Below are 20,467 nucleotides of genomic sequence, written 5' to 3' on the forward strand. Positions count from 1 at the left end.
AGCCGACTGCCCCGAGCAGGTCAGCGGAAACGGGGCAGCTCCCTGGCGTACAGCCAGGAGGACAGCAGCGGCTCCAGCGCGGCGGGCGCGTGCGCGAGGAAGGCGGCGGTCGAGACGGTCCCGTGCCGGTGCGCGGCCGTCCACGCCCTCACCATCGAGAAGAACGCCGCGTCGCCCATCTCCGTGCGCAGCCGGTGCAGGGTGAGCGCCCCCCTCTTGTAGACGCGGTCGTCGAAGAGCAGGGCGGGGCCGGGGTCGGCGAGCGTGAAGTCCTGCGGCATCGCCGACAGCCGCTGGTGCCAGCGCCCGGCCAGCTCGGCCGCGCTCTCCCCGCCCGACGCCTCCGACCAGATCCACTCGGCGTAGGCGGCGAAGCCCTCGTGCAGCCAGATGTCGCTCCAGCGGGCCAGGGTGAGGCTGTTGCCGAACCACTGGTGGGCCAGCTCGTGCGCGACCAGCCGTTCGAAGCCGCGCCGCCCGTCGACGTGGTTGCGCCCGAAGATCGACAACCCCTGCGCCTCGATCGGGATCTCCAGATCGTCGTCGGCGACCACCGCGGTGTACCCGGAGAAGGGATAGGCGCCGAACCGGTCGGTGAACAGCGCCATCATCTCGCCCTGCCGGCCGAAGTCGTGGCGCGCCTTCGCGGCCAGCCTGGCGGGGCAGGCCAGCCCCTCCATCGTCTGGTAGCGGCCGATCTGCACCGTCGCCAGGTACGTGGCCATCGGCTCGGTGGGGGCGAAGACCCACGTCGTGGCGCCCGCCGCGCGCCGCCGGGCGACCGGCGCCCCGTTGGCGAGCACCTGGTACGGCGCGGCCGTCGTCACCGTGACCGAGTAGGTCGCCTTGTCGTCGGGACGGTCGTTGCAGGGGAACCACGAGGGCGCGCCGGTCGGCTGGCTGGCCACCATCGCGCCGTCGGTCAGCTCCTCCCAGCCCACCCCGCCGAACGGGCTGGCGACCGGGTGCGGCCGTCCCGCGTAGGCGATCTCGACGGCGATCGCGGCCCCCGCGGGCCGCGGCCGGTCGAGCAGCACCCTCAGCCTGCCCGCGCGGTGGGTGTGCCTGACGCCTGTGCCGTCGACCTTGGCGGAGTTGACCCTGAAGGGACCGAGGTCGAGCTCGAGGTCCGTCACCGGCTCCACGGTCTCCACCGAGAGGGTGGCCAGGCCGCTGAGCCAGTTCGTGGACAGGCGGTAGCGCAGGTCGAGGTCGTAGTGGGTGACGCCGTAGCGCCGGTCCCCGTGGCCGGGGAAGTAGGAGCTCAGCGCCATGGCGAGATCGGGTTGCCGAACCACCGGGTCTCCTCGGGGACGTCCTCTCCCCGCATCACCAGCGACGCGGGCCCGACCGTGGTGTGCGCGCCGATCCTCGCGGCGGGCAGGACGACCCCGTGCGGGCCGAGCGTCGCGCCCGCCCCGAGGTCGACAGTGTCGATGCTCATGACCCGATCATGGAACAGATGCGTCTGCAACACACAACCGCGGTTGACGCAGGCACCGTCGCCGAGGCTCACCAGGTCCGCCTCGGGCAGCCAGTAGGTGTGGCAGGAGACCCCATGCCCGATGCGTGCCCCGAGCGAGCGCAGCCACACGTTCAGCGGCGCGGTGCCCAGCCACGGCTCGGCGAACCAGGGCGCGGCCAGCACCTCGACGAAGTTGTCGGCCAGCTCGTTGCGCCATACGAACGAGCTCCACAGCGGCCTGTCGCCGCGGGCGATGCGGCCCAGGAGCGCCCACTTGGCCAGGCTGGCGGTCGCGGCGGCGATCACTCCGGCGGCGAGCAGCACGAGGCCGCCGGACAGGGCGGCGACCGCGGCGCCGTACGTCTGGGCCAGCCACAGCAGCGCTCCCGCGCTCAGCGCCGCGAGCGCGACCGTGCAGGTGGCGGGCAGCAGACGGCAGCTCTCGACCAGCGCGCGGGCGGCCTTCAGCCGCCACGGCGGATCGTAGGTGCGGCTGCGGTCGCCCCCCTCGCTGGTACGGCGCAGCTCGACGGGCGGCATGCCCAGGTACGACGAGCCCGACTTGGCCTTCTTCGGCGTCGCCGACAGCACGCCGACCAGTCCGTCCTTGGGCACCTTGCGTCCAGGGGCGGTCATCCCCGAGTTGCCGAGGAAGGCCCGCTTGCCGATGCGGGCCTCGGCGATGCGCATCCAGCCGCCGTCGAGCTCATAGGGGGCCACCATCGTGTCGTCGGCCAGGAACGCGCCGTCGCCGACCGAGGTCATGGTGGGCAGCGCCAGGACCGTGGACAGCTCGACGTCACGGCCCACCCGCATGCCGAGCGCGCGCAGCCACGCCGGGGTCAGGATACTGGCGTACAGCGGGAACAGCCACACCCTCGCCGCGGCCATCAGCCGGCCCGTCGCCCACGCCTGCCAGGCGGGACGGCTGTGCACCGGGTACTGGCCGGGGTGCAGGCAGATCGACAGCAGCCGCACGCTGAGAAGGGTCACCAGCGCGAACACCGCCATGCCGGCGACCGTCGCCACCGGCAGCGCCCACCACGTGCCGATCGCCAGCAGCACCGCCAGGCCCGCGCCCGCCGCCGCCACGGGCAGCAGGCTGAGGCCCGCCGCCGAGAGCGCGTACACGCCCACCCAGAAGCGCGAGCGGGGCGCCCGCTCCTCCGTTCTGCGCGCCTTGCCGAGCCTGGCCGCCGGAGCGCCCGCCCAGCGCGTGCCGGCGGGGATCGCGCCCTCGACCGCCGAGCCCGGCGCGACCTGCGCGTTCTTGCCGATCTTCGTGCCGGGCAGCAGCGTCGAGCGCGAGCCGACGGCCGCGCCCGCGCCGATCCTGATCTCGCCGACGCGCACCAGGTCGCCGTCGTACCAGACCCCGCTGAGGTCGACCTCGGGCTCGACCGAGGCGCCCCTGCCGAGCCTGAGCAGGCCGGTGATCGGGGGAGGGGAGTGCAGGTCGGCGTCCTCGCCCACCTGCGCGCCGAGCAGCCTGGCATACCAGGACATCCACGGCGCGCTGCCCAGGTCGGGCAGGCCCAGCCTGGCCGCGAACTGTTCGGCGAACCACAGCTTCAGGTGGACGGCGCCGCCGCGCGGGTACGCGCCGGGCCTGAGCCCGCCGAGCAGCAGCCGCGCGCACCCCGCCGAGAGTGCGAGCCGTCCGGGCGGGGAGAGCAGCAGCAGCGCGCCCGCCGCGATCCACCACCAGCTCGTCACCGGCGTCCAGAACAGGTTGGCCAGCGCCGCCACCACGACCAGGAACCGCAGGCCCGACACGGTCATCAGCGGCACCATCAGCGCGGCCTGGGCGAGCGACGCCCACCGCGGCATGGGCCTGACCCGCCGGGCCGCTCCCCCCGCCGCGCGCGGCCGCGACCGCTCCAGCAGCGCGGTCAGCGCGCCCAGCGTCGAATGCTCGTAGAGGTCGGCGACCGTCACCTCCGGGTAGCGCACCCGCAGGGCCGACACCAGGCGCGCCGCCGCCAGGCTGCCGCCGCCCTCGGTGAAGAAGTCGGTCTCGGGCCCCTCGGGCGCGACGCCGAGCACGGCGGCCCACTGCTCGGCCGGCCAGCCGCCCATCTGCGGCTGCGATCCCGGCAACGGCCACGGCAGGGCGTCCCTGTCGATCTTGCCCGAGGTGCGGGTGGGCAGGTCGTCGACGATCGCCAGGCGCGGCACCAGCGCGGCGGGCAGGGAGTCCTGGAGCAGCTCCCTCGCCTCCGCGAGGTCGAAGTCGTCGCCCGTCACGAGGTAGCCGACCAGCAGCTGCCCCCGTACGGCGGCCGCCGCGCCCGCGACGCCGGGCAGCGCCCTCAGCGCGGCGTCGACCTCGCCCAGCTCGATCCTGCGCCCGCCCAGCTTGATCTGCTCGTCGGCGCGACCGGCGAAGATGAGCCCTTCGGGTTCGGCGCGGACCAGGTCGCCGCTGCGGTAGGCGCGCTCCCAGCCCATGCTGGGCAGCGGGGCGTACTTCTCGGCGTCCTTGACGGGGTCCAGGTAGCGGGCGAGGCCGACGCCGCCGATGATCAGCTCGCCGGTGCCGCCCATCTCGACGGGCTCGCCGTCGGCGTCCACGACGGCCAGGTCCCAGCCGTCGAGCGGCAGGCCGATCCGCACCGGGCCCTCGCCGGTCATCAGGGCGGCGCTGGCCACCACCGTCGCCTCGGTGGGACCGTAGGTGTTCCAGACCTCCCTGCCCTCGACGGCCAGGCGCGCCGCCAGCTCGGGCGGGCAGGCTTCCCCTCCGAAGATCAGCAGCCGCACGTCGTCGAGTGTCTCGGCGGGCCAGAGGGCGGCCAGGGTGGGCACCGTCGAGACCGCCGTGATGCCGTGGGCGACCAGCCAGGGGCCGAGGTCCATGCCGGTGCGCACCAGCGATCTCGGAGCGGCGACCAGGCAGGCGCCGTGACGCCACGCCAGCCACATCTCCTCGCAGGAGGCGTCGAAGGCGACCGAGAGCCCGGCCAGCACGCGGTCGCCCGGGCCGAGCGGGCGGCCGGAGAGGAACAGGCCCGCCTCGGCGTCGACGAAGGCGGCGGCGCTGCGGTGGGTGACGGCCACGCCCTTGGGCCGGCCGGTCGAGCCGGAGGTGAAGATGATCCAGGCGTCGTCGCCGGGAGAGGGCGGGCCCGCGAGCGCTTCGGGGACGGCGAGCCGCTCGCCGTACAGGGTGATCTTGTCAGTCACCACCGCCCTGACGCCCGCCTCGGCGAAGACCAGCTCGGCCCGCTCCTCGGGATCGTCGGCGTCGACGGGCACGTAGGCGGCGCCGGCGGCCAGCACGGCCAGGATCGTGACGTAGAGCTCGGTCGTGCCCGAGGGCACCCGCACGCCGACCCTGTCGCCGCGCCGTACCCCCGCCTCCGACAGCTCGGCGGCCACCCTCGCCACCTCGGCGGACAGCTCGGCGTAGGTGAAGGACACCTCGCCGTCGTCGAGCGCGGGCGCGTCCGGATGGCGGGCCACCGTGGCCTGGAAGATGTCGAGCAGGGTACGCGGAGGCGCCGCCAGCGGCCCGGCGGTGTAGACGGCGCGGACGGCGAGCTCCGGCGGATCGGCCACGGACGGACGCAAGACACGGCTCCAAGGGTGAGAGGACAGGGACGCCAACGTGGCATTGTCCTCCGCTATTCCCCGCATTCATAGGGCATCCGCCCGCATTGTCTCTATATATGAGACATATCTTCTTAACATATGAGAATAGGTTAGGGTTCGGGGCTATGAACGCCGTTTACACCCATGGTCACCATGAGTCCGTCCTGCGCTCCCACCGGTGGCGCACCGCCGAGAACTCGGCCGCCTACCTGCTTCCCCATCTGCTGCCGCACATGAAGGTCCTGGACGTCGGCGCCGGTCCCGGCACGATCAGCGCCGACCTGGCGGCACGGGTCGGCCACGTGACCGTCACGGAGGTCTCCGAGGAGGCGCTGGAGCTGTCGAGGGCGGAGCTGGCCAGGCGCGGCGTGACCAACGCCGACTTCGCCGTCGCCGACGTCCACGCGCTGGACCACGCCGACGACACCTTCTGCGTGGTCCACGCCCACCAGGTGCTCCAGCACGTCGGCGACCCGGTCCAGGCGTTGCGCGAGATGCGCAGGGTGACCAGGCCGGGCGGGTTCGTGGCCGTCCGCGACAGCGACTACCGGGCCTTCGCCTGGTATCCCCTGCTGCCCGCGCTGGAGGAGTGGATGGAGCTGTACCAGAAGGTCGCCCGCGCCAACGGCGGTGAGCCCGACGCGGGGCGCCGGCTGCTGTCGTGGGCCAGGGCGGCGGGGTTCACCGACGTCACCGCCACCTCCTCTACCTGGTGCTTCGCCACGGAGGAGGACAAGGCGTGGTGGGGCGGCATGTGGGCCGAGCGGATCCTGCGCTCCGACATGGCGACCCAGGCGCTGGCCTCGGGCGCGGCCATGGAGGCCGACCTGCGGCGGATCTCGGACGGCTGGCGCGAATGGGCCGCCTCGGGCGACGGCTGGATGTCGATCCTGCACGGCGAGATCCTCTGCCGCGTGTGACGCACCCCGTCCAGCGGGGTTCGCCGGGTCACCCGCTCACCCCGGGGACCCAGAATCTGTCGTTTCTCGAGAAGGCCCTCCGCTCCCGAAGGTGTCCCCAGTATCAGGGAGGGGCTTGAGCAGCAATGGAACGGCCAGCGGCGCTGGCCGAGCCGTAGGGGCTCGCCTTGTCGCCGCTGGCCGTTCCGATGCAGGTGGGCTGTTCAGGGGGTGGGACTGGTCGAGGAGCCTCCTTCGCCTTCCCTCCAGTCGAACCACACGCCCGCGCCACCGCCCTCTACATCGCCCGACAGATGACCAAGATCGCCTCCCCTCAGGACTATCGGGAACAGATCAGCCGACTCCACCAGGCCGAAAGAGGTATCTCCAAGGCCATAGCCAAGGCCATCGAGGAGAAGACCGAACTCCTCGCACAAAAGACCATCTTCGTCTCCCGCTACCTGCGGCTCCGTGAGCTGCAGCGGGAGATCCAAGAAGGGCTCAACGTCGTGGAGTCCTCCAACGGCGCCAACAGCGTCATCTTCTACGGCAAGGGCGGTGACATCGCCGCGAACCGGCGTGAGGAGTTGGTGACGACCGTCTTGTGCCTGCGGATCCTCCAGGCGGCGCTCGTCTCCATCAACACCCCTGATGCTGCAAGACGTCCTCGCCGACCCTGCCTTGGCCCAGCTGCTCAAGCCCGCCGACCGGCGTGGGCTGACTCCCCTGTTCTGGCAACATGTCCAGCCCTACGGCGAGGTACGGCTCGACGTGGCCAAGCGCCTGCCTCTCGGCGAAAGCACCGGCCCGGTCCAGACAGGCAATCAGGCGTAGATCACGACTTGGGCCGGGGCACCCGATGGGCGCGGACCCGGCAGGCGGTTGAGCGCCGTCGTTGCGGCGATGAGTTCGGCCAGGCCCGGCGCTTCGAAGACCGATCCGTTGGTTGCCGTCCGGGTGGCGCCGGGAGCAACCGCGTTCACCGTGATTCCTCGGACTCTGAGCTCGTTGGCCAAGGTCATGCTCATCGCCTCGGCCGCGCTCTTCGTCATGGCGAAGGACATCTGGTGGGGGCCGGCCGGCCGTCCGGGTCGCCACGGACGAGATCGTGACGATGCGGCCACTGTCGCGGAGTCGACATGTTGGTTCGTCGTGTGGATGTCGATGTCTCAAGGCTCTATCGGGCCCTTCGCGGAGTACGCCTCGCATCTGGTCCAGCGACACTGTTTCCGGCGGGAGCTCCGCCAGCCACCAGGTGGCGCCCGCCTTGGCGGAGAGCGTCGGATCGGCGCTGGGCGAGAGGGCGACGGCGATGTCAACGGGCTCGTCTTTTGCTGGCGGAGATCGGTGATGGTGACGACGATCTCGGCGTGCCGGAGCTGACGCTTGGCGGCGGTCTGCGCGGGCCGCGTCCATGCCTCGACGCCTCGTGCAGCTGCTGCAGGGTCGCCGTCGACGGCACGTGGACGCGCCGCCAGACGGGCGGGTGAACCCCGCGCAGGGTGATCTTCAGCTGGTGGATGGTGCCCACGGCGGCCCTTTCCTCGAGTCCCCCGTACCGTACGGCTGCGCCAGAGGTATCCAGCCGCGGTCTTCGGGCGAGGTCGACTTCAGGCCGCCCTAAAGCTTTTCGAGAGGAAACCGTAAGGCTCTGCGGGCACTGTCGAACCATCAGCGACAGCGCTAAGGAGATAGAACATGGAACTCAGCGTTCACACCATGATCAGCCTCGACGGCGTCATGCAAGGGCCAGGCGGGTTCGAGGAGGACCGTGACAACGGCTTCGAGCGAGGCGGCTGGCTGGTGCCGCAGAGCATGGAGGGCCAGCTCGCGCCCATCGGCGAGTGGTTCAAGAAGGCCGGCGCCATCCTGCTGGGCCGTTCCACCTTCGAGATGATGCGCACCTACTGGTCGCAAGTGACCGACCCCGACAACATCGTGGCCACCGCCCTCAACAACTGGCCGAAATACGTCGTCAGCAACACGCTGTCTGACGCAGACGCGGCCTGGGGGAACACCACGGTGCTGCGGGGCGGCGATGTGATCGAGCAGGTGCGCAAGCTCAAGGAGCGGCCCGGCGGTGAGCTTCAGGTCCACGGCAGCTGGCAGCTCGTGCGCAGCCTGCACGACGCCGGCCTGGTCGACGTCTACCGCCTGCTTCAGGTCCCCGTGGTCGTCGGTGACGGCAAGCGCCTGTTCGCCGACGGCGCGGTACCGGCCACCTACCGGATCACCGAATCCGAGGTGCTTAACGGCGGCGGGGGCGCACTCGCGCTCACCCTGAGCAGTGCCGCGTTCGGCACCACCGGCGTCGGTGAGTTCGTGGTCGAGGACGGAAAGGAACAAATCGCCTAACTCGATCGTTAAGTGGGCCTGCAATGGAGCTGGTTTCGTAGAGTATGCGCCTTCCTTGCAGGTCAGGACTGAAATAGGCCAAAAGCGGGCTTTCGTCGACCACCGCGGCGGGCGGCGGCGCGCGACGAAAGGCCGGCGTCGCGGAGTCACCCGCGCGCGTAGGGGTGTCGGGAATCGGAAAACGCGGGGGCGGCATCGGCTCGTGTTCACAGTGCCGCTCCGGTTTCGTCGTCCGCCGCGGTGGGCGCTGGGGCGCGACGAATCCCGGCCGGCATCCCGGCGGTGCGGGCGGCGTGGCGCCAGTCGGCGGTGACGGCCTGGTGCTCGCGGGCGGTGGCGCTGATGGAGGTGGCGAGCCTGGTCAGGCGGTGGGCCAGCTCGCCGAGTTCGGCTTCTCATCCGGTCGGAGGCTCGACATCGGCGCCGCCCTGGCCGTCGTCGACGGCGTCGGTGGTGGCCGTAACGGTGGGGATGCCGGCCAGCTTCACCGCCAGCTCGGCGGCGAACTGCTGGGCCCGGGTCGCTTCGGCGGCCAGGCGGCCGCGCAACCATGTCACCCCGGCCGCGCGCGACTACACCGCCTGCCGGTTGATGGCCGAGGTCTGGGCTGCGCGGCATCCGGTGCTGCTGCTGGGGGTGACGGTGCTGGAGGGCTAGAGGGAATGCCCGGCCGCGCCGGAGCATGCCAGGTCAGGTCAGGAGGCGAGCAGATCCAGGCCGAAGCCGATGATGAACAGCACCACGGCTATCTTGCGGAAGGCGTGCAGCGGGCGGGTTTGGTCGAGCAGGTGGGTGGCGAGGTACCCGGCGACCAGCGCGGGCACCTCGCGGGCCAGGCCAGGAAGGGCTGCCACGTAGGCGCCCGCCGGAGACATGAGCGTGAAGAAGCCGACCATGAGCACACCATGAAGGAGCATCCATTCCAGCGAGGACCCCGCCGTCAGGTGGTAGACGACGCTGCCCAGCAGGGCCACAACGACTACCGCGAACAATCTCTCCCATTTCTTCTCGCTCTGCTCGTACAGGACTTTGTCCTGCGCCGACAGGTGCTCCTTGAAAAACACGCCGACCTGCTCGCTGATCTCCTCGGTCTGTTCGTTGGACAGCCGGCCATCCGTGCGGATGTCCAGACCGGCCAGCACCCGCTCGCGGAAGCCGAGGTAGTCCTCGAGGGTGAAGGGCGCGTCGTGGCCGAAGCCGGTGGGTGGTCGGGTGTTCAGGGACACGACGGCATCCCCGACTCTGCCCCCCACCACGGGCCGGACGTCGACGAAACTGTCGTAAAGCCTGCGCCGCAGAGCGGACAGGCGATGGGAGCGGAGCTTGGCCAGCCGCTGTGCCCGGCGTTCCCGCAAGCGCTGGCTGGCCCCCCGCCCCTTGGCGCGCAGCTTGTCGGGATCGAGCAGATCGATGATGACGGCCAGTCCCGCCGCGAACTGCAGCACCTTGCCGATCCGGCCCCAGACGAGGACCGGCACGTCCCAAAACAGCGGCAGCTCATCGACCGGCTTACCCGCAAACCACAGCCCCCACAGATGACGAGCCGGCACCACGACCACGACCACACCAGCAAGGGCCGAGACGACGATGACCCCGTTGAAGACACGCCCGCGAGGAGGTGACGGCACCCGGCAATCTTGGGCCGTACACGCTGTCCATGTCCACATCCACCGTGTGTGACGTGCTCACCTGACAGTGGCGCCATCGCGTGCAGTTTCCTGCACACCGTATGTTGGGTCGGGCCGGGGCGCGGTGCTGACCTTGCGATCAGTCCGTTTCCCCGGCCCGCCCGCCGAACCCGGCGTGCCCCTCTCAAGGCACCGGGCTCTCCACGTGTCGTGACCGTTGGTCAGCCGCTGGCTTGGGCGGCTGCCGGTGTCGGGGTCCACGGGGTTGGGATCTTGGCCCCGCGGTAGCGGTAGCGAGTCACTGCGACGCTGGCGGCGCCGGTGAATTCGATACCGTCATGGGCGATCTTCCAGGTACCCGGCAGGCAGAATCTGCGGCGCATCTCCTGCCTGCTGAGCCGGGAGTGCTTGCGGAAGATCCAGTTCGCGATACGACCCCAGGCGAGGCTGTCGATCGTGGTGCACACATCCTTGGACACCCCGTGCCGAAAATAGTTCGCCCATCGGCGCAGAGTCCGGTTGAGATCGACAAGCAGCTCAGCCAGACTCATATTGCGGGTTGACCTGTAGGTCTTCGCCTTCACCTTGTCCTTGATCGACTAGATGGCCTTCTTGGACGGCATGGTGTAGACGTAGCGCTTATTCGTCCCTCTCTTCCGCATCCGGCGGATGTGGAAGCTGAGGAAGTCGAAGCCCTCGTCGATGTGGACCACGCGGGTCTTCTCCGGCGACAGCCGTAACCCCAACGGGGTGAGCACGGCCGCCACCTGTTCGCGCAGGGCCTCGGCGTCGTGGCGTTCTCCGATCACCATGACGACGAAGTCGTCGGCGAAACGGATAAGCCGCCAGTTGGCCAGGCCGTTCTTCCTGCGCTTCTCCCGCTTGTAGCTGGTGCCCATCAACTCCTGCCAGTGCTGAGCGAAGTGCTCATCCAGCGCTGACAGGGCGATGTTGGCCAACAGCGGGGAGAGGATCCCGCCTTGCGGAGTGCCTGCCGGTGTCTCCTCTCGATCTCCGGCGGTCGTCATGACCCCAGACTTCAAGAACGCCTTGACCAGTGTGCACACGCGCTTGTCCTTGATCCGCACCCGCAGACGGTCCATCAGCGCCGTGTGATCGATCTCGTCGAAACACGCGGTGATGTCCGCCTCCAGCACCCACGTGTAATGCGTGGGCTCTGAGGCCAGGTGGTGGATCTCGGCAATCGCATCATGCGCGCGCCGGTTGGGGCGAAACCCATACGAGCACGGCAGGAAATCCGCCTCGAAGATGGGTTCGAGCACCGCCTTGAGACTGGCTTGGACCACCCGGTCGGCGACGGTGGGGATCCCCAGCTTGCGGAGCTTGCCGCCCGCTTTGGGAATCATCACCTGCCGCACCTGGACCGGCTCGAACTCGCCCGTCTTCAGCGCGGTCCGAATGTCTTCCAGGAAGGCCTACGACGGCGGAGAGATGGACGGTCTTCCACCTCCATCCGGATAAAACAGCGCCTCGTGGCGCACTGCGGCTGGTGACATGATCCTTAACGTGGATCGAGACGGGTCGAAGGAGTGCTTGCCGGGATGGCCTTCGAACAGCAGGCATCGCTCGGGGTCGTCGACGGGGCCGTCCTCGGCGAGGCAGGGTGGCAGGTCGACCAGCTCCCGGACGCCGCGGTCGGCCCAGCGGAGCCAGGTGTCGCGATCAGCGAAGGACTGGGCCAGCGACAAGGTGCGGGCCCGGGTGGCCTGGCTGTTGCGCTCGTGCGCTCCCAGGTCAATCGATAGGCGGGCCCACTCGGCGTCGGTGAGTACGTTGTAGTGCGGGCACTCGGCTTCGTGGGCATCGCGCTGCAGGCCGATGGTCAGCGAACCGGCCAGCCCTACCGTGGTGAAGGCGCGGTGCACCGCCTCCTGGGGGTCCAGCCCACATAAGCCCAGAACCCATATTGGGATGATCTTGATGGGTGGAGTGCGGGTCCAGCCGAGCTACGGGTAATACCGGCCATGGGTGGATCTTGAAGACGCTGGCCTGGGCAGACGGCAGCGTGCGCGTACGGCTGAGCGCCGCCGCGGCTTCCGAGATCAACCAATCGCGGAAGTCATCTCCAGGCTGGACTTCCGAGATTCCGTATCCCAAGGCCTCGAAGAGGCTCCAGTCCTCTTCCGAGATTACGAACATGATTCCTACCCGACACCCTGCAACTGCGCGCCGACGGCGAGTCGCTGCTCGGCTGCGGCACCGCCCGCACCGGGCGCGGTCGCTGTTCGAGATGCTGGACGGCCAGCCGAACGGACTACGGACGTCGGCCGGGGTCACATCTTGTAGCTGAATTCGTCCGCCGGGCTCGCGGGGGACGAGTAGCCGTCCGACAGCACGGTCACGTTCACGGTCATGGGCTTGCCCACACCGATGCTGGGCGCGGGCGCGGTGGCAACGATCTGGTCGGGCGGGGTGACCTGGACGGACTCGGCTGCGTTGTCGCCGAAGTAGACCTTGGCGTCGGAGCTGAAGTTCACGCCGGTGATGGTGACCGAGGTATTGGTCCATCCGCTGTCCCGGCTGATGCCGGTGACCACCACGGGCGCGGGGCCGCCGTAGGCGAGCTGGCCGAACGGGACGGCCGGGGAGGTGCCCAGGATGGTGGTGACGCGGACGGCGACGACGCCGACGCCCTCGGGCGCGTAGGCGGTGATCTGGGTGCCGTCGTTGCTGACGCTGAACCGGGGGCACGGCACCGTGCCGAAGTCGACCGCGGTGCCGGCGCCGAAGCCACTGCCGGTGATGGTGACCTCGGTGCCCGCCACGCCGACGCTAGGGCTGATGGCGGTCACCACCGGACCTGACGGAACGTCGGGCGCGCCAAGCAGGCTCAGGTAGGTGGAGTTGGCGTGCTGGAAGGCGACCTGACCCATGAAGTCCTGGAGCGACTTCTTGACCACGCTCGGGTCGTAGCTGCCGTCGCTGCCGTAGCTGCCGTTCAGCGGGAAGGCGTCGCCCGGCTGCTCGTAGACGTTGGGGCCGGGGAGGGCGGCAATCGCCGAGATGACCCCGGTGACATCGTCGTCCGCCGCCGGGCCGGGCGGATCGGGGTAGTAGCACTTCTTGACGCAGTCGAGGTCGGTCCAGGCCTGCGGTACCAGGTCGTAGGCGTTGTAGTAGCGCTCGTTGGCGACCCAGTCCACGGAGTTGACGTAGGCCGCGAAGTCCGAGCCGCCGGCGGTGGGCGCGGCAAAGGTGTAGAGCGCGAACTGCGGGGTCGTATCGGGCCAGGGCTGCGCCTGGAGGTAGGGCGCGACCATGGTCGCGATACAGCCGCCGAGGCTGTGGCCGATCACGTAGACCGTCGGGTTCGGCGGTGCCTGGCAGAACGCGTTGGTGAGCGCCTGCACCAGGGTGACACCCACCGTGCTCATGGTGATGACCTGGGTGAACGCCTCCATCGCACCCTTGGAGACGGAGACCGGGCTCGGCGGCGATCCGACGGCGGTGAACGGGATGACCGTGCCGACGTCGAGGTCTTCGAGGATGTCGGTCACGTTGGCGACCGTGCCACGGATGACCACGGCGAACTCGTTGGAGCCGTCGGTGTTCTTCGCGAGGTACGCCATGTTCGCGTTGTCCGCGCTCAGCCCGACCCACTGCAGGATCCAGGTGCCCCGGGTCGCGAGGGAGGAGTCGGCCAGCTGCTGGTTGATGCCCAGGAAGACCCGGTTGGTCTGCTGCGCCAGCGTCTCCCCCGACGGGCGCGGGGTGGCCGCGGTCGCCGCGATCGCCGCCAGCGTCATGGCCACCTGGGGTACCGTCGATTGGAGCGGTTCGTTCGACATGCTCACTCCCCTGGGCTCGCCCGATCGAGCCGAAGTAGGTCGTCCAAAGCGCACCTTTTGCACGCCCCGAAACTACGGAATGTATCATTCCCGCTACTAATAGTGACAAACGATAGAGAGTCGCCCGGTCGCAGCAGGTGAGCGGGGCGCAGCTCAGAAGCGGGTTTCGGTCGGGACAGTCGGGGATGAGTCCGGCGTTCGCGGGCCCGCGATAACGCTGTGCGACGCGTTCTTCCCAGGTCGGCGTGCTCGGTAAGTGCTTTATGTCAACCCGCGCCTGGTCTGTCGGATCCACGTCAAGATCGTGAATGTGGGTTTTGGGCTTATGTCGGCTGACCCCCTCCTGGACGCGCTCGGCGTCGTCGCGCAGCTGTTCGGCCAGCAGGGCGACGTGAGTGTGAAAGCGATCGCAGGCGATCAGCAACGCGGCGATCGGGTCGGCGCTGTGGGGGGCGCTCAGCGGTCATGACGCCGGCTCGCGACCTGACCCGGGTCACGCTGGTGCGCGATGACACCCCGACCGAGACCACCAAGCGCTACCCACACGCCGGGCCGCTGCTGGGCGCTCGGTGGAATGAGGATCTGGTGGCCGGCTGCTGGCCGGACCTGCTGCGCATGGCCGGGTCCCTCAAGTACGGCCAGGCCACCGCCTCCCTCATCGTCGGCAAGTGGTCGGCCGCCTCCCGGCAGAACACCCTGGCCGCCGCCCTGAAGGAGTGGGCATGCTACGCAGGACCGTCCACCTGGCCAAATACCTGTCGGACCCAGCCTTCAGAAGGAAGATCTCCCGGCCATTCAGGGGGACGGCGAGAGACTGTTTCGGTGGCTCGATCTGCCGCATCTTCCCTGGTGATGGCGATGCTAGACCGTCGGCATGCTTGATCCATCTCAGTGCTGAGGCTGCTCAGCTTCGGGGAGAACCCGCGCAACGGCGCGCCGGAACCCTTCCGAGCATTCGGACATGTTGGCGTGGTAGCGCCGAATCCAGCGGGTGCGATGGAGATTGTAGGGGCGAACGTTCGGAGGTCGGCCCATGCTGGCGATGGCAGCCGGGTTGAGGTGGTGGTGCAGGTCGAGCCAGGCCTCTTCGAACCGCGCCAGGACGTCGCAGACGGACTCGGCCTTGCCCTGATAGCTGCCTCCCGAGACCATGACGCCGGGCCGGGTCGTGGGCTTTCGCTTCAACGCGTTGATCATCAGTTTGTTGAAGAAGAGCTTGGTACCGTGCTCATCGGCGTCTCCAGCAGCGGCAGATTCGCATGGGTTGCGGCGCGTTGCAGGTCATGAAGGATGCTTTCCTTCTCGCTCAGCGTCCGCCAGCCCGCCCCATCCAACGGTCCGGTGAAGAGGCGTGGGGTCATTCGTCGTCTGGATCTGTCAGCGCCACGATCGGTGCGATCTGCAGTGGTGTCGCGGCCCTGCCGGCGATCTCGCGCCCTTGATTCAGTGTGTAGTCAAGCTGCCTGGCCAGGTGTGGGAGGGTCGCCGGAGGTAGATACGCATCAGCGCCGGCGTCGAGCAGGCGTCGGACCGGGCCGTGGTACTGAACTCCGAGCTCGTGGTCCTCGATTTCGGTGACGATGACGCGAGCCTTCGGGAACATTGATCGAAGCCCTCCGATCAGTTGCGGGCTGCCTGGGGGTACCAGCAGCACATCGGCTGTTTTGGGGGCTGCGCGCAGGTCGAGCACTACGTAGTCCGCCCCGAGCTGTGTCGAAAGCGCAACCCGGGCCTTCTTCGACAGTGCCATCGCGGTGACCACGACTGTCACGCTCTCGTTGGCCCTCGGTGCTTGATCGGTGGCCTCATCCGACGCGCCGCGATCGACGATGGCGCCTTGCACCACGTCGACGGTGCTGGAGATTGTCGCTATCGACGCGCCGTCACGCGTGATGACCACGTTCTCACCGGGCCCGAGGGCGTCGATGAGCGCCACGACGTCTTCAGGGAGGCGGGTCACGTCGATTCGCTTGGTGGAACGCGGGGCCCGTCTGCGGATCACGATGCCTGGGACAGGCGGGGAGCTGCCGTGCGCAACGTGGGCGAGAACGTGGCCGCAACACAACACAGTGCCAGGCAAGCCGACAACCCAAGGATGGCCGGTACGGCTCCCGCGTACTGGGTGAGCAGGCCGCCGAGCAGCGGGGCGAGCGGGGTGGCGCCGGAGAAGGCGAGCATGAGCACCCCGTGAATGCGGCCTTGCAGGTGATCGGGAGTGGCGCGGGCGATCTCGACCCCCAGCGCGACGTTCAGCGCGGGCGCGGCCAGCATGGCGAGGAACAGGACCGCGGGAGCCCAGTACGAGCCCAGGGGAAGCACCACAAGCGGCAGAGCGGCTGCCACGAACCAGGTGCCCACGAGGAGGAGCCGTCCGATAGGCAGGACTCGCATGAGGCGGGCCGAGATCAACGACCCCGCCAGACCGCCCGCGCCCAGGGCCGCCATCACCAGGCCCACGTCGACCGGGGTGCCGACCATCACGATGATCGGCAGCTTGATGGCAGTGACCAGCAGGTTGACCGCGATTGCCAGACCGCCGGCCGCCCTGAGCAGGTGCTGGCCCCACAACCAGCGGAACGCCTCGCCGATGCCCTCACGCATGCTCTGCCGTACGGCAGGCGTCTCGGGACGTCTGGGTACCCGCGCGAACACGACACAGACGAACGACACCAGATAGGTCACGGCGTCCACGAGGAAGGGGATCGCGCGGCCGAGGGAGAACAGCAGGCCACCCAGCGCCGGACCGGCCAGACCAGCGGCGCGCTGGCGGGCCTGTTCCTGGGCGTAGGCGGTGGGCAGCTGTTCGCTCGGCACCAGCGCGCGGACCGAGGCGCCATGCGCAGGCCAGAAGAGGGAGCCTGCCAAGCCGTTGACCACGGCGACCGCCAGCAGGTGGGGCATGGTCAGCGAGTCGGCCAGCAGAGCGAGGCCCAGGCTCGCCATGGTGGCGACCCGGACCAGGTCGGCACCCAGGAGGATGCGCCTGCGGTCCCATCGGTCCACGAGTGCCCCGGCGGGCAGGCCGAAGATGGTCTCGGCGGCCATGGCGACCGCGCCGACCAGGCCCGCCTGGATGGGCGAGGCGGTCATGGCCAGCACGACCAGGGGAAAGGCCATCCAGGAGAGAGTCGAGCCAAGCTCCGAAGCGGCCGAGCCCACCCAGAACATTTGGAATCGCAGGTTCTTCCTCAACGGTTGCATGGACCGACAAGGTAACTTATACAAGAAATCTTATACAAGCTCTCTGGTAGGATCTCTCTGTGGAAGAGACTCGGCGACACCACCTCGGACCTGGGGAAGTGGGCACGCTCAAGGCGCTGTCCCACCCGACGCGCGTCCGGCTGCTCCTCGCGGTCTCGGAGATCGGGCCCGCTACCGTGGGCATGCTGGCCGAGCGGGTGGGCGAGGCGGTGGGCGGGGTCAGCTACCACCTGCAGCAGCTCGCCAAGCACGGGCTGGTGGCCGAGGTGCCGGAGCTGGCGCGCGACAAGCGCGAGCGGTGGTGGCGTTTCGCGCACGTCAGCGGCCTGTCGATGGCGGCCTCGGAGTTCGCCGACGACCCGGTGGGGCAACTCACCCAGCGGGCCGCCCTGCTCGCGTGGACCGACGCCACCGCCGAACGGATGCGGCGAGCGGTGGAGACCATGCACACCCTGCCGCAGGAGTGGTGGAACGCAACGCAGCCCGGCATGCGCGGCCCGCTGCGGCTGACCGCGGAAGAGCTCGGCCTGCTTCGCGACGAGTTGAACGCGGTGATCGACCGCTGGCGCCAGCACAGCAAGTCCGCCGCCGACCAGGAGGGCCGGTTGCGGGTCCACCTCCCCATCCACCCGCTGGTCTCACCCGAGCATCCACACGGGGACGAGAGCCCCTAGTACACCAGTGACACTTCGCAATCTTCGGCGTTGTGGCCGCATGGGAACGGCCACTGCAAGATCATGCGGAGTTTGCGAGAACAACGAAGATCGCGCAGTGGCCGTGTTTCCGGTGCTCGTTGGTCCCCGGTAAGAAAGGGCCAGCACCCCTCACCGGCTACGGTCCTGCACATGCTCCGCGATCACGACGAAACAGCCGCCATCGTTTGACGCAGGGGTCCTGAGACTACCGTTTCAGCCGTCGCACCTAATGATCATCTCTACCACCAATTTCTGCACTCATCCTCCTCGGAGGCCTACGGCACGTTCGAGACGATCTCGCAGCGGGTTGCGGCGTCGATCCCTGCCTCCCCATCGCAGTCGTCTGGGGTACCGGGGCCGCCGTCGAGGAAGTCGTTGCGGGGGCCCGCCCTGAGCGTGTCGATGCCGTCGCCGCCGTCGAGGAGGTCGTTGCCGCCTGCCGTGCCGACGCTCGCGGTGACATCGAAGTCGGTGTTGTCGCCGAACAGTGCATCGTTGCCCCCACGGCCGGAGATCACATCGTGGCTGGCGCTGGTGACGGTGGCATCCACCACGGCGCTATCGCCGACGAGAAAGTCGTCCGCGCTGCCGCCGATGATCCGGTCCCTGCCCGAGCCGGTGGCCCTCCCGCCTGCGGGGTCATTGATGTTGTGGTCCCCGATCGCCGCGAATCCGCCGTCAGTGCCCAAGTCCAGGAGGTCATTCCCGCCGTTTCCGCTCGCGTTCTGGGCAGCGTTACTGTCACCGATGAGGATTTCGCTGCCGGGCCCACCCAGGAGTAGATCGTCCTCGCCGTTCATGAGGTCATTGCCGTCGCCGCCGAACAGGCGGTCATTTCCGCCACCGGAAGCATGTCCGCTCGGGCTGAAGATGTCGCCGTGCACGCCGTCACCGCGCTCACCGGCCGCCAGGTCGTCGGCTGGGACCGCGACGCCTGGAGCCGCTCCATCTACAGCGACTCCTCCTGGTACGCCTGCCTGGCCGACTGAGCAGGTCCGCGGATTGGCGGACATGCCTACGCGTCCAGGCCCGGCTTCAGCAGCCAGCACCCCTCAGCCGCATCGATGGTGAACACCGGCTCGGCGAGCCCCTCCACCAGCTCAATCGCCACCGCAGCCCGCTCCCGCACATGCTGGGCGTCCTGCCAGGTAATCGACGCAGGCGTCACGACCACACCCTGCTCCAGGCCGACGTACAGGCCATCTTGCCAGCGAGTCGTTCCAGCGACCGCCGACGTTGAACAGCGGTCCGCCGGGGAGCCGGCCAGGCCCTCAGCGGTGTGAGAGATTAAGACACGTCACAGGGCGATCCGCTGCAGGGTCCCCCCCTTCGCGCCGGTGAAGACAAGGCTCCGCACGTCGGCTCCAGGGGGATACTCGACGGCCCAAAGCCCGAGCCCGGGACTGGCGCCCCGTGTGAGGGTGCCTGGAACCTTCCGCCCGTCCCTGGTGACAGCCGTCACTCCGTGTACGTCGTCCTTGGCCACACCGAACCAGACGTGCACGCCGCGAAGCTTGCCCTGCCTGCGGGCGAACTCCTTGGCGGCGAGGGGCGGAAATCCGGAGCAGGAGCTACCGTTCGGCCCGCTCTCGCAAAGGAAAAGCTCGTTCTTGCGGGGCGCGTCGCTCACCCACATCAGCAGCGGCGGCACGGAGGCGACCTTCCCCTTGGGGGGATACCTCTTCTTCAATTCCGCGAATCCCTTGTAGGTGGGCCGTGGCGTGGCCGTGATGGAGGGCGTGGCGGAGGGTGTGGCGGGCACGGCGACAGCGACGCCGTTCTGCCGCGGCCACGGGTGAACCGTCCCGACCGCAAGGACGGCCGCCGCGACCGCCACCGCGGCCGTGGTCCCGGCGACGGCAGCACGATGACGTCTGCGCACGGCACGTCCTGCTGCCATGGCCTGGTTCACGTCAACCGCGGTAGGCGGCTGCTCGTGCGTCGCCAGCGAGTCGAACATCTGCTTGACATCCATCAGTGGTCCTCCGTACGTGCGAGGCGGGACTCCGGCGCGCCGAGCATCGAGCGCAGGGTGGCGAGGCCGCGGGCGGTCTGGCTCTTGACGGTTCCGGTGGAGCAGCCGAGCGCGTGGGCGGTCTGTTCCACGCTCAGGTCGCAGTGAAAGCGGAGTACGAGGGTGGCGCGTTGGCGCGGAGGGACGGCGGCGAGGGCTCGGTTGACGTCCATGGCCATGTCCCGGTCGCCGGTTTCGAACGGCTGGTGGGATATCGCGGACGCCAGCCGTACCCGGGAAAACCAGCCCCCTCGCTGTTCGGCGAGGAAGACCCGGATCAGCATCACCCGTACGTAGGCGTCGAGGTCATCGGCGGCTCGCGCCTGGCGCCATTTGACGTAGAGCCGCGTTATCGCCGTCTGCACCAGGTCATCGGCGCGGTGCCAGTCCTGGCACAGCGGGTAAGCGATCTTCCGCAACCAGGACAGCCGGCCACTCACGTAGGCGGTGTACTCCTCGTCAAGGCTCATGGGTCTCCCAGATCGATGGCTTCACATCCCAGGAGATGCTTCCGGCCCGGGCGCCGGTTGCATGGGACGGGCAGGCTTGGGATCGTCGGGCGGCGGTCAGCAGCAGGTGCGGTGTCGGGCGAACCGCTCCTGTAGGGCGGTTGCGGGCTGTGCTGGATCGCCTGGGCCGTCGCGTCGCCCGCGATGCGGCCGGCGAGGGTGAGCGCCATGTCGTGGGCAAGAGCAGCGCGGGAAGCAGGCCGAGGAGTTGCTCGCGGGCACCGGGCCCGCGTGGAGCGTCGCCGGGCTGGCGCTTATCGCATTCCTGGCCGCGGTGGGAGCCAGTGCCCGCGCGTTC

23 protein-coding genes and 1 pseudogene are annotated in these 20,467 nt (G+C 69.2%); 8 read left to right on the top strand and 16 right to left on the bottom strand.

The annotated features are described in order from the left end of the window. Positions 1 to 20: 20 nt before the first annotated feature. Together H4W81_RS11840 and H4W81_RS11845 are read right to left on the bottom strand one after the other, a co-directional pair. Complete coding sequence (locus tag H4W81_RS11840; RefSeq protein WP_318781681.1) at positions 21 to 1,298, bottom strand: M1 family metallopeptidase; 1,278 nt, start codon at positions 1,296 to 1,298, stop codon at positions 21 to 23. Continuing rightward, on the bottom strand, positions 1,265 to 5,038 hold the full coding sequence (locus H4W81_RS11845) for a Pls/PosA family non-ribosomal peptide synthetase (protein ID WP_225958566.1): 3,774 nt from the start codon (positions 5,036 to 5,038) through the stop codon (positions 1,265 to 1,267). The genes H4W81_RS11840 and H4W81_RS11845 overlap by 34 nt, the downstream gene beginning before the upstream one ends. 146 nt (positions 5,039 to 5,184) lie before the next feature. On the opposite strand from H4W81_RS11845, the gene H4W81_RS11850 reads away from it, so the two are divergent. From H4W81_RS11850 to H4W81_RS11860, 3 genes and pseudogenes are all read left to right on the top strand, one after another. After that, positions 5,185 to 5,979, top strand: a complete 795-nt coding sequence (locus H4W81_RS11850; protein ID WP_192774857.1) for a class I SAM-dependent methyltransferase — start codon at positions 5,185 to 5,187, stop codon at positions 5,977 to 5,979. Between the two features lie 293 nt (positions 5,980 to 6,272). After that, positions 6,273 to 6,596, top strand: a pseudogene (locus H4W81_RS49970) (Tn3 family transposase); the annotation flags it as partial. Between the two features lie 13 nt (positions 6,597 to 6,609). Continuing rightward, complete coding sequence (locus H4W81_RS11860) at positions 6,610 to 6,792, top strand: hypothetical protein (RefSeq protein ID WP_192774858.1); 183 nt, start codon at positions 6,610 to 6,612, stop codon at positions 6,790 to 6,792. Here H4W81_RS11860 and H4W81_RS11865 read toward each other — a convergent pair. Both H4W81_RS11865 and H4W81_RS49975 read right to left on the bottom strand, forming a co-directional pair. Then, complete coding sequence (locus H4W81_RS11865) at positions 6,783 to 7,010, bottom strand: SDR family oxidoreductase (protein ID WP_264083149.1); 228 nt, start codon at positions 7,008 to 7,010, stop codon at positions 6,783 to 6,785. The two genes, H4W81_RS11860 and H4W81_RS11865, sit on opposite strands and share 10 nt — an antisense overlap. 263 nt (positions 7,011 to 7,273) lie before the next feature. After that, a complete protein-coding gene (locus H4W81_RS49975) occupies positions 7,274 to 7,630 on the bottom strand; it encodes an IS1096 element passenger TnpR family protein (RefSeq protein ID WP_192774859.1) in 357 nt (118 codons plus the stop codon). Between the two features lie 47 nt (positions 7,631 to 7,677). Between H4W81_RS49975 and H4W81_RS11875 the strand changes: the two genes are divergently transcribed. Together H4W81_RS11875 and H4W81_RS11880 are read left to right on the top strand one after the other, a co-directional pair. Next, positions 7,678 to 8,313 carry a dihydrofolate reductase family protein gene (locus tag H4W81_RS11875; protein WP_225958568.1) on the top strand — a complete coding sequence of 212 codons (636 nt, stop codon included), beginning with the start codon at positions 7,678 to 7,680 and terminating at the stop codon, positions 8,311 to 8,313. 282 nt (positions 8,314 to 8,595) lie between these two features. Beyond that, positions 8,596 to 8,970, top strand: coding sequence for a hypothetical protein (locus tag H4W81_RS11880; protein ID WP_192774861.1), 375 nt, complete (start codon positions 8,596 to 8,598; stop codon positions 8,968 to 8,970). A gap of 38 nt (positions 8,971 to 9,008) precedes the next feature. Here the strand turns inward: H4W81_RS11880 and H4W81_RS11885 are convergent, their stop codons facing one another. From H4W81_RS11885 to H4W81_RS11900, 5 genes are all read right to left on the bottom strand, one after another. Beyond that, positions 9,009 to 9,941: a hypothetical protein gene (locus H4W81_RS11885; RefSeq protein ID WP_192774862.1), complete on the bottom strand. Its 933-nt coding sequence runs from the start codon at positions 9,939 to 9,941 to the stop codon at positions 9,009 to 9,011. Positions 9,942 to 10,162: 221 nt separating this feature from the next. Continuing rightward, positions 10,163 to 10,537: a group II intron maturase-specific domain-containing protein gene (locus H4W81_RS46975; RefSeq protein WP_337959981.1), complete on the bottom strand. Its 375-nt coding sequence runs from the start codon at positions 10,535 to 10,537 to the stop codon at positions 10,163 to 10,165. 3 nt (positions 10,538 to 10,540) lie between these two features. Beyond that, positions 10,541 to 11,308 (bottom strand): reverse transcriptase domain-containing protein, encoded by a 768-nt coding sequence (locus H4W81_RS11890; protein ID WP_225959587.1) that lies wholly within the window; start codon positions 11,306 to 11,308, stop codon positions 10,541 to 10,543. 69 nt (positions 11,309 to 11,377) lie between these two features. Continuing rightward, positions 11,378 to 11,827 (bottom strand): hypothetical protein, encoded by a 450-nt coding sequence (locus H4W81_RS11895; RefSeq protein WP_192774863.1) that lies wholly within the window; start codon positions 11,825 to 11,827, stop codon positions 11,378 to 11,380. Positions 11,828 to 12,235: 408 nt separating this feature from the next. Further along, the gene (locus tag H4W81_RS11900; RefSeq protein WP_192774864.1) at positions 12,236 to 13,750 is read right to left on the bottom strand and encodes an IPT/TIG domain-containing protein; all 1,515 of its coding nucleotides are present in this window, start codon (positions 13,748 to 13,750) and stop codon (positions 12,236 to 12,238) included. A 256-nt stretch (positions 13,751 to 14,006) separates the two neighbouring features. Here H4W81_RS11900 and H4W81_RS11905 point away from each other — a divergent pair, with 256 nt between their 5' ends. Both H4W81_RS11905 and H4W81_RS49980 read left to right on the top strand, forming a co-directional pair. Then, positions 14,007 to 14,219 carry a hypothetical protein gene (locus tag H4W81_RS11905; RefSeq protein ID WP_192774865.1) on the top strand — a complete coding sequence of 71 codons (213 nt, stop codon included), beginning with the start codon at positions 14,007 to 14,009 and terminating at the stop codon, positions 14,217 to 14,219. Further along, positions 14,216 to 14,632 (top strand): Tn3 family transposase, encoded by a 417-nt coding sequence (locus H4W81_RS49980; RefSeq protein ID WP_192774866.1) that lies wholly within the window; start codon positions 14,216 to 14,218, stop codon positions 14,630 to 14,632. The genes H4W81_RS11905 and H4W81_RS49980 overlap by 4 nt, the downstream gene beginning before the upstream one ends. Positions 14,633 to 14,638: 6 nt before the next feature. Here H4W81_RS49980 and H4W81_RS11915 read toward each other — a convergent pair whose 3' ends face one another. The 3 genes from H4W81_RS11915 to H4W81_RS11925 all read right to left on the bottom strand — a co-directional run bounded on the left by H4W81_RS11915 (position 14,639) and on the right by H4W81_RS11925 (position 16,951). Then, positions 14,639 to 14,947 carry a hypothetical protein gene (locus tag H4W81_RS11915; protein WP_192774867.1) on the bottom strand — a complete coding sequence of 103 codons (309 nt, stop codon included), beginning with the start codon at positions 14,945 to 14,947 and terminating at the stop codon, positions 14,639 to 14,641. A 160-nt stretch (positions 14,948 to 15,107) separates the two neighbouring features. Continuing rightward, positions 15,108 to 15,686 carry a hypothetical protein gene (locus H4W81_RS11920; protein ID WP_225958569.1) on the bottom strand — a complete coding sequence of 193 codons (579 nt, stop codon included), beginning with the start codon at positions 15,684 to 15,686 and terminating at the stop codon, positions 15,108 to 15,110. A gap of 62 nt (positions 15,687 to 15,748) precedes the next feature. After that, the gene (locus H4W81_RS11925) at positions 15,749 to 16,951 is read right to left on the bottom strand and encodes an MFS transporter (RefSeq protein ID WP_192774869.1); all 1,203 of its coding nucleotides are present in this window, start codon (positions 16,949 to 16,951) and stop codon (positions 15,749 to 15,751) included. Positions 16,952 to 17,010: 59 nt separating this feature from the next. Here H4W81_RS11925 and H4W81_RS11930 point away from each other — a divergent pair, with 59 nt between their 5' ends. Then, positions 17,011 to 17,625, top strand: coding sequence for a helix-turn-helix domain-containing protein (locus tag H4W81_RS11930; protein WP_192774870.1), 615 nt, complete (start codon positions 17,011 to 17,013; stop codon positions 17,623 to 17,625). Positions 17,626 to 17,921: 296 nt separating this feature from the next. Here the strand turns inward: H4W81_RS11930 and H4W81_RS11935 are convergent, their stop codons facing one another. The 4 genes from H4W81_RS11935 to H4W81_RS11950 form a co-directional block, all read right to left on the bottom strand. Further along, on the bottom strand, positions 17,922 to 18,530 hold the full coding sequence (locus tag H4W81_RS11935; protein WP_192774871.1) for a calcium-binding protein: 609 nt from the start codon (positions 18,528 to 18,530) through the stop codon (positions 17,922 to 17,924). A 131-nt stretch (positions 18,531 to 18,661) separates the two neighbouring features. Beyond that, entirely contained in the window at positions 18,662 to 18,820 is a 159-nt protein-coding gene (locus H4W81_RS11940) for a hypothetical protein (protein ID WP_192774872.1), read from the bottom strand. Positions 18,821 to 18,943: 123 nt separating this feature from the next. Then, complete coding sequence (locus H4W81_RS11945; protein ID WP_192774873.1) at positions 18,944 to 19,621, bottom strand: hypothetical protein; 678 nt, start codon at positions 19,619 to 19,621, stop codon at positions 18,944 to 18,946. Continuing rightward, the gene (locus H4W81_RS11950; protein WP_192774874.1) at positions 19,621 to 20,130 is read right to left on the bottom strand and encodes a SigE family RNA polymerase sigma factor; all 510 of its coding nucleotides are present in this window, start codon (positions 20,128 to 20,130) and stop codon (positions 19,621 to 19,623) included. Before H4W81_RS11950 ends, H4W81_RS11945 begins: the two co-directional genes overlap by 1 nt. Positions 20,131 to 20,467: the final 337 nt, after the last annotated feature.

The sequence above is a fragment of the Nonomuraea africana genome (genome assembly GCF_014873535.1).
GTDB classification, from domain to species: domain Bacteria; phylum Actinomycetota; class Actinomycetes; order Streptosporangiales; family Streptosporangiaceae; genus Nonomuraea; species Nonomuraea africana.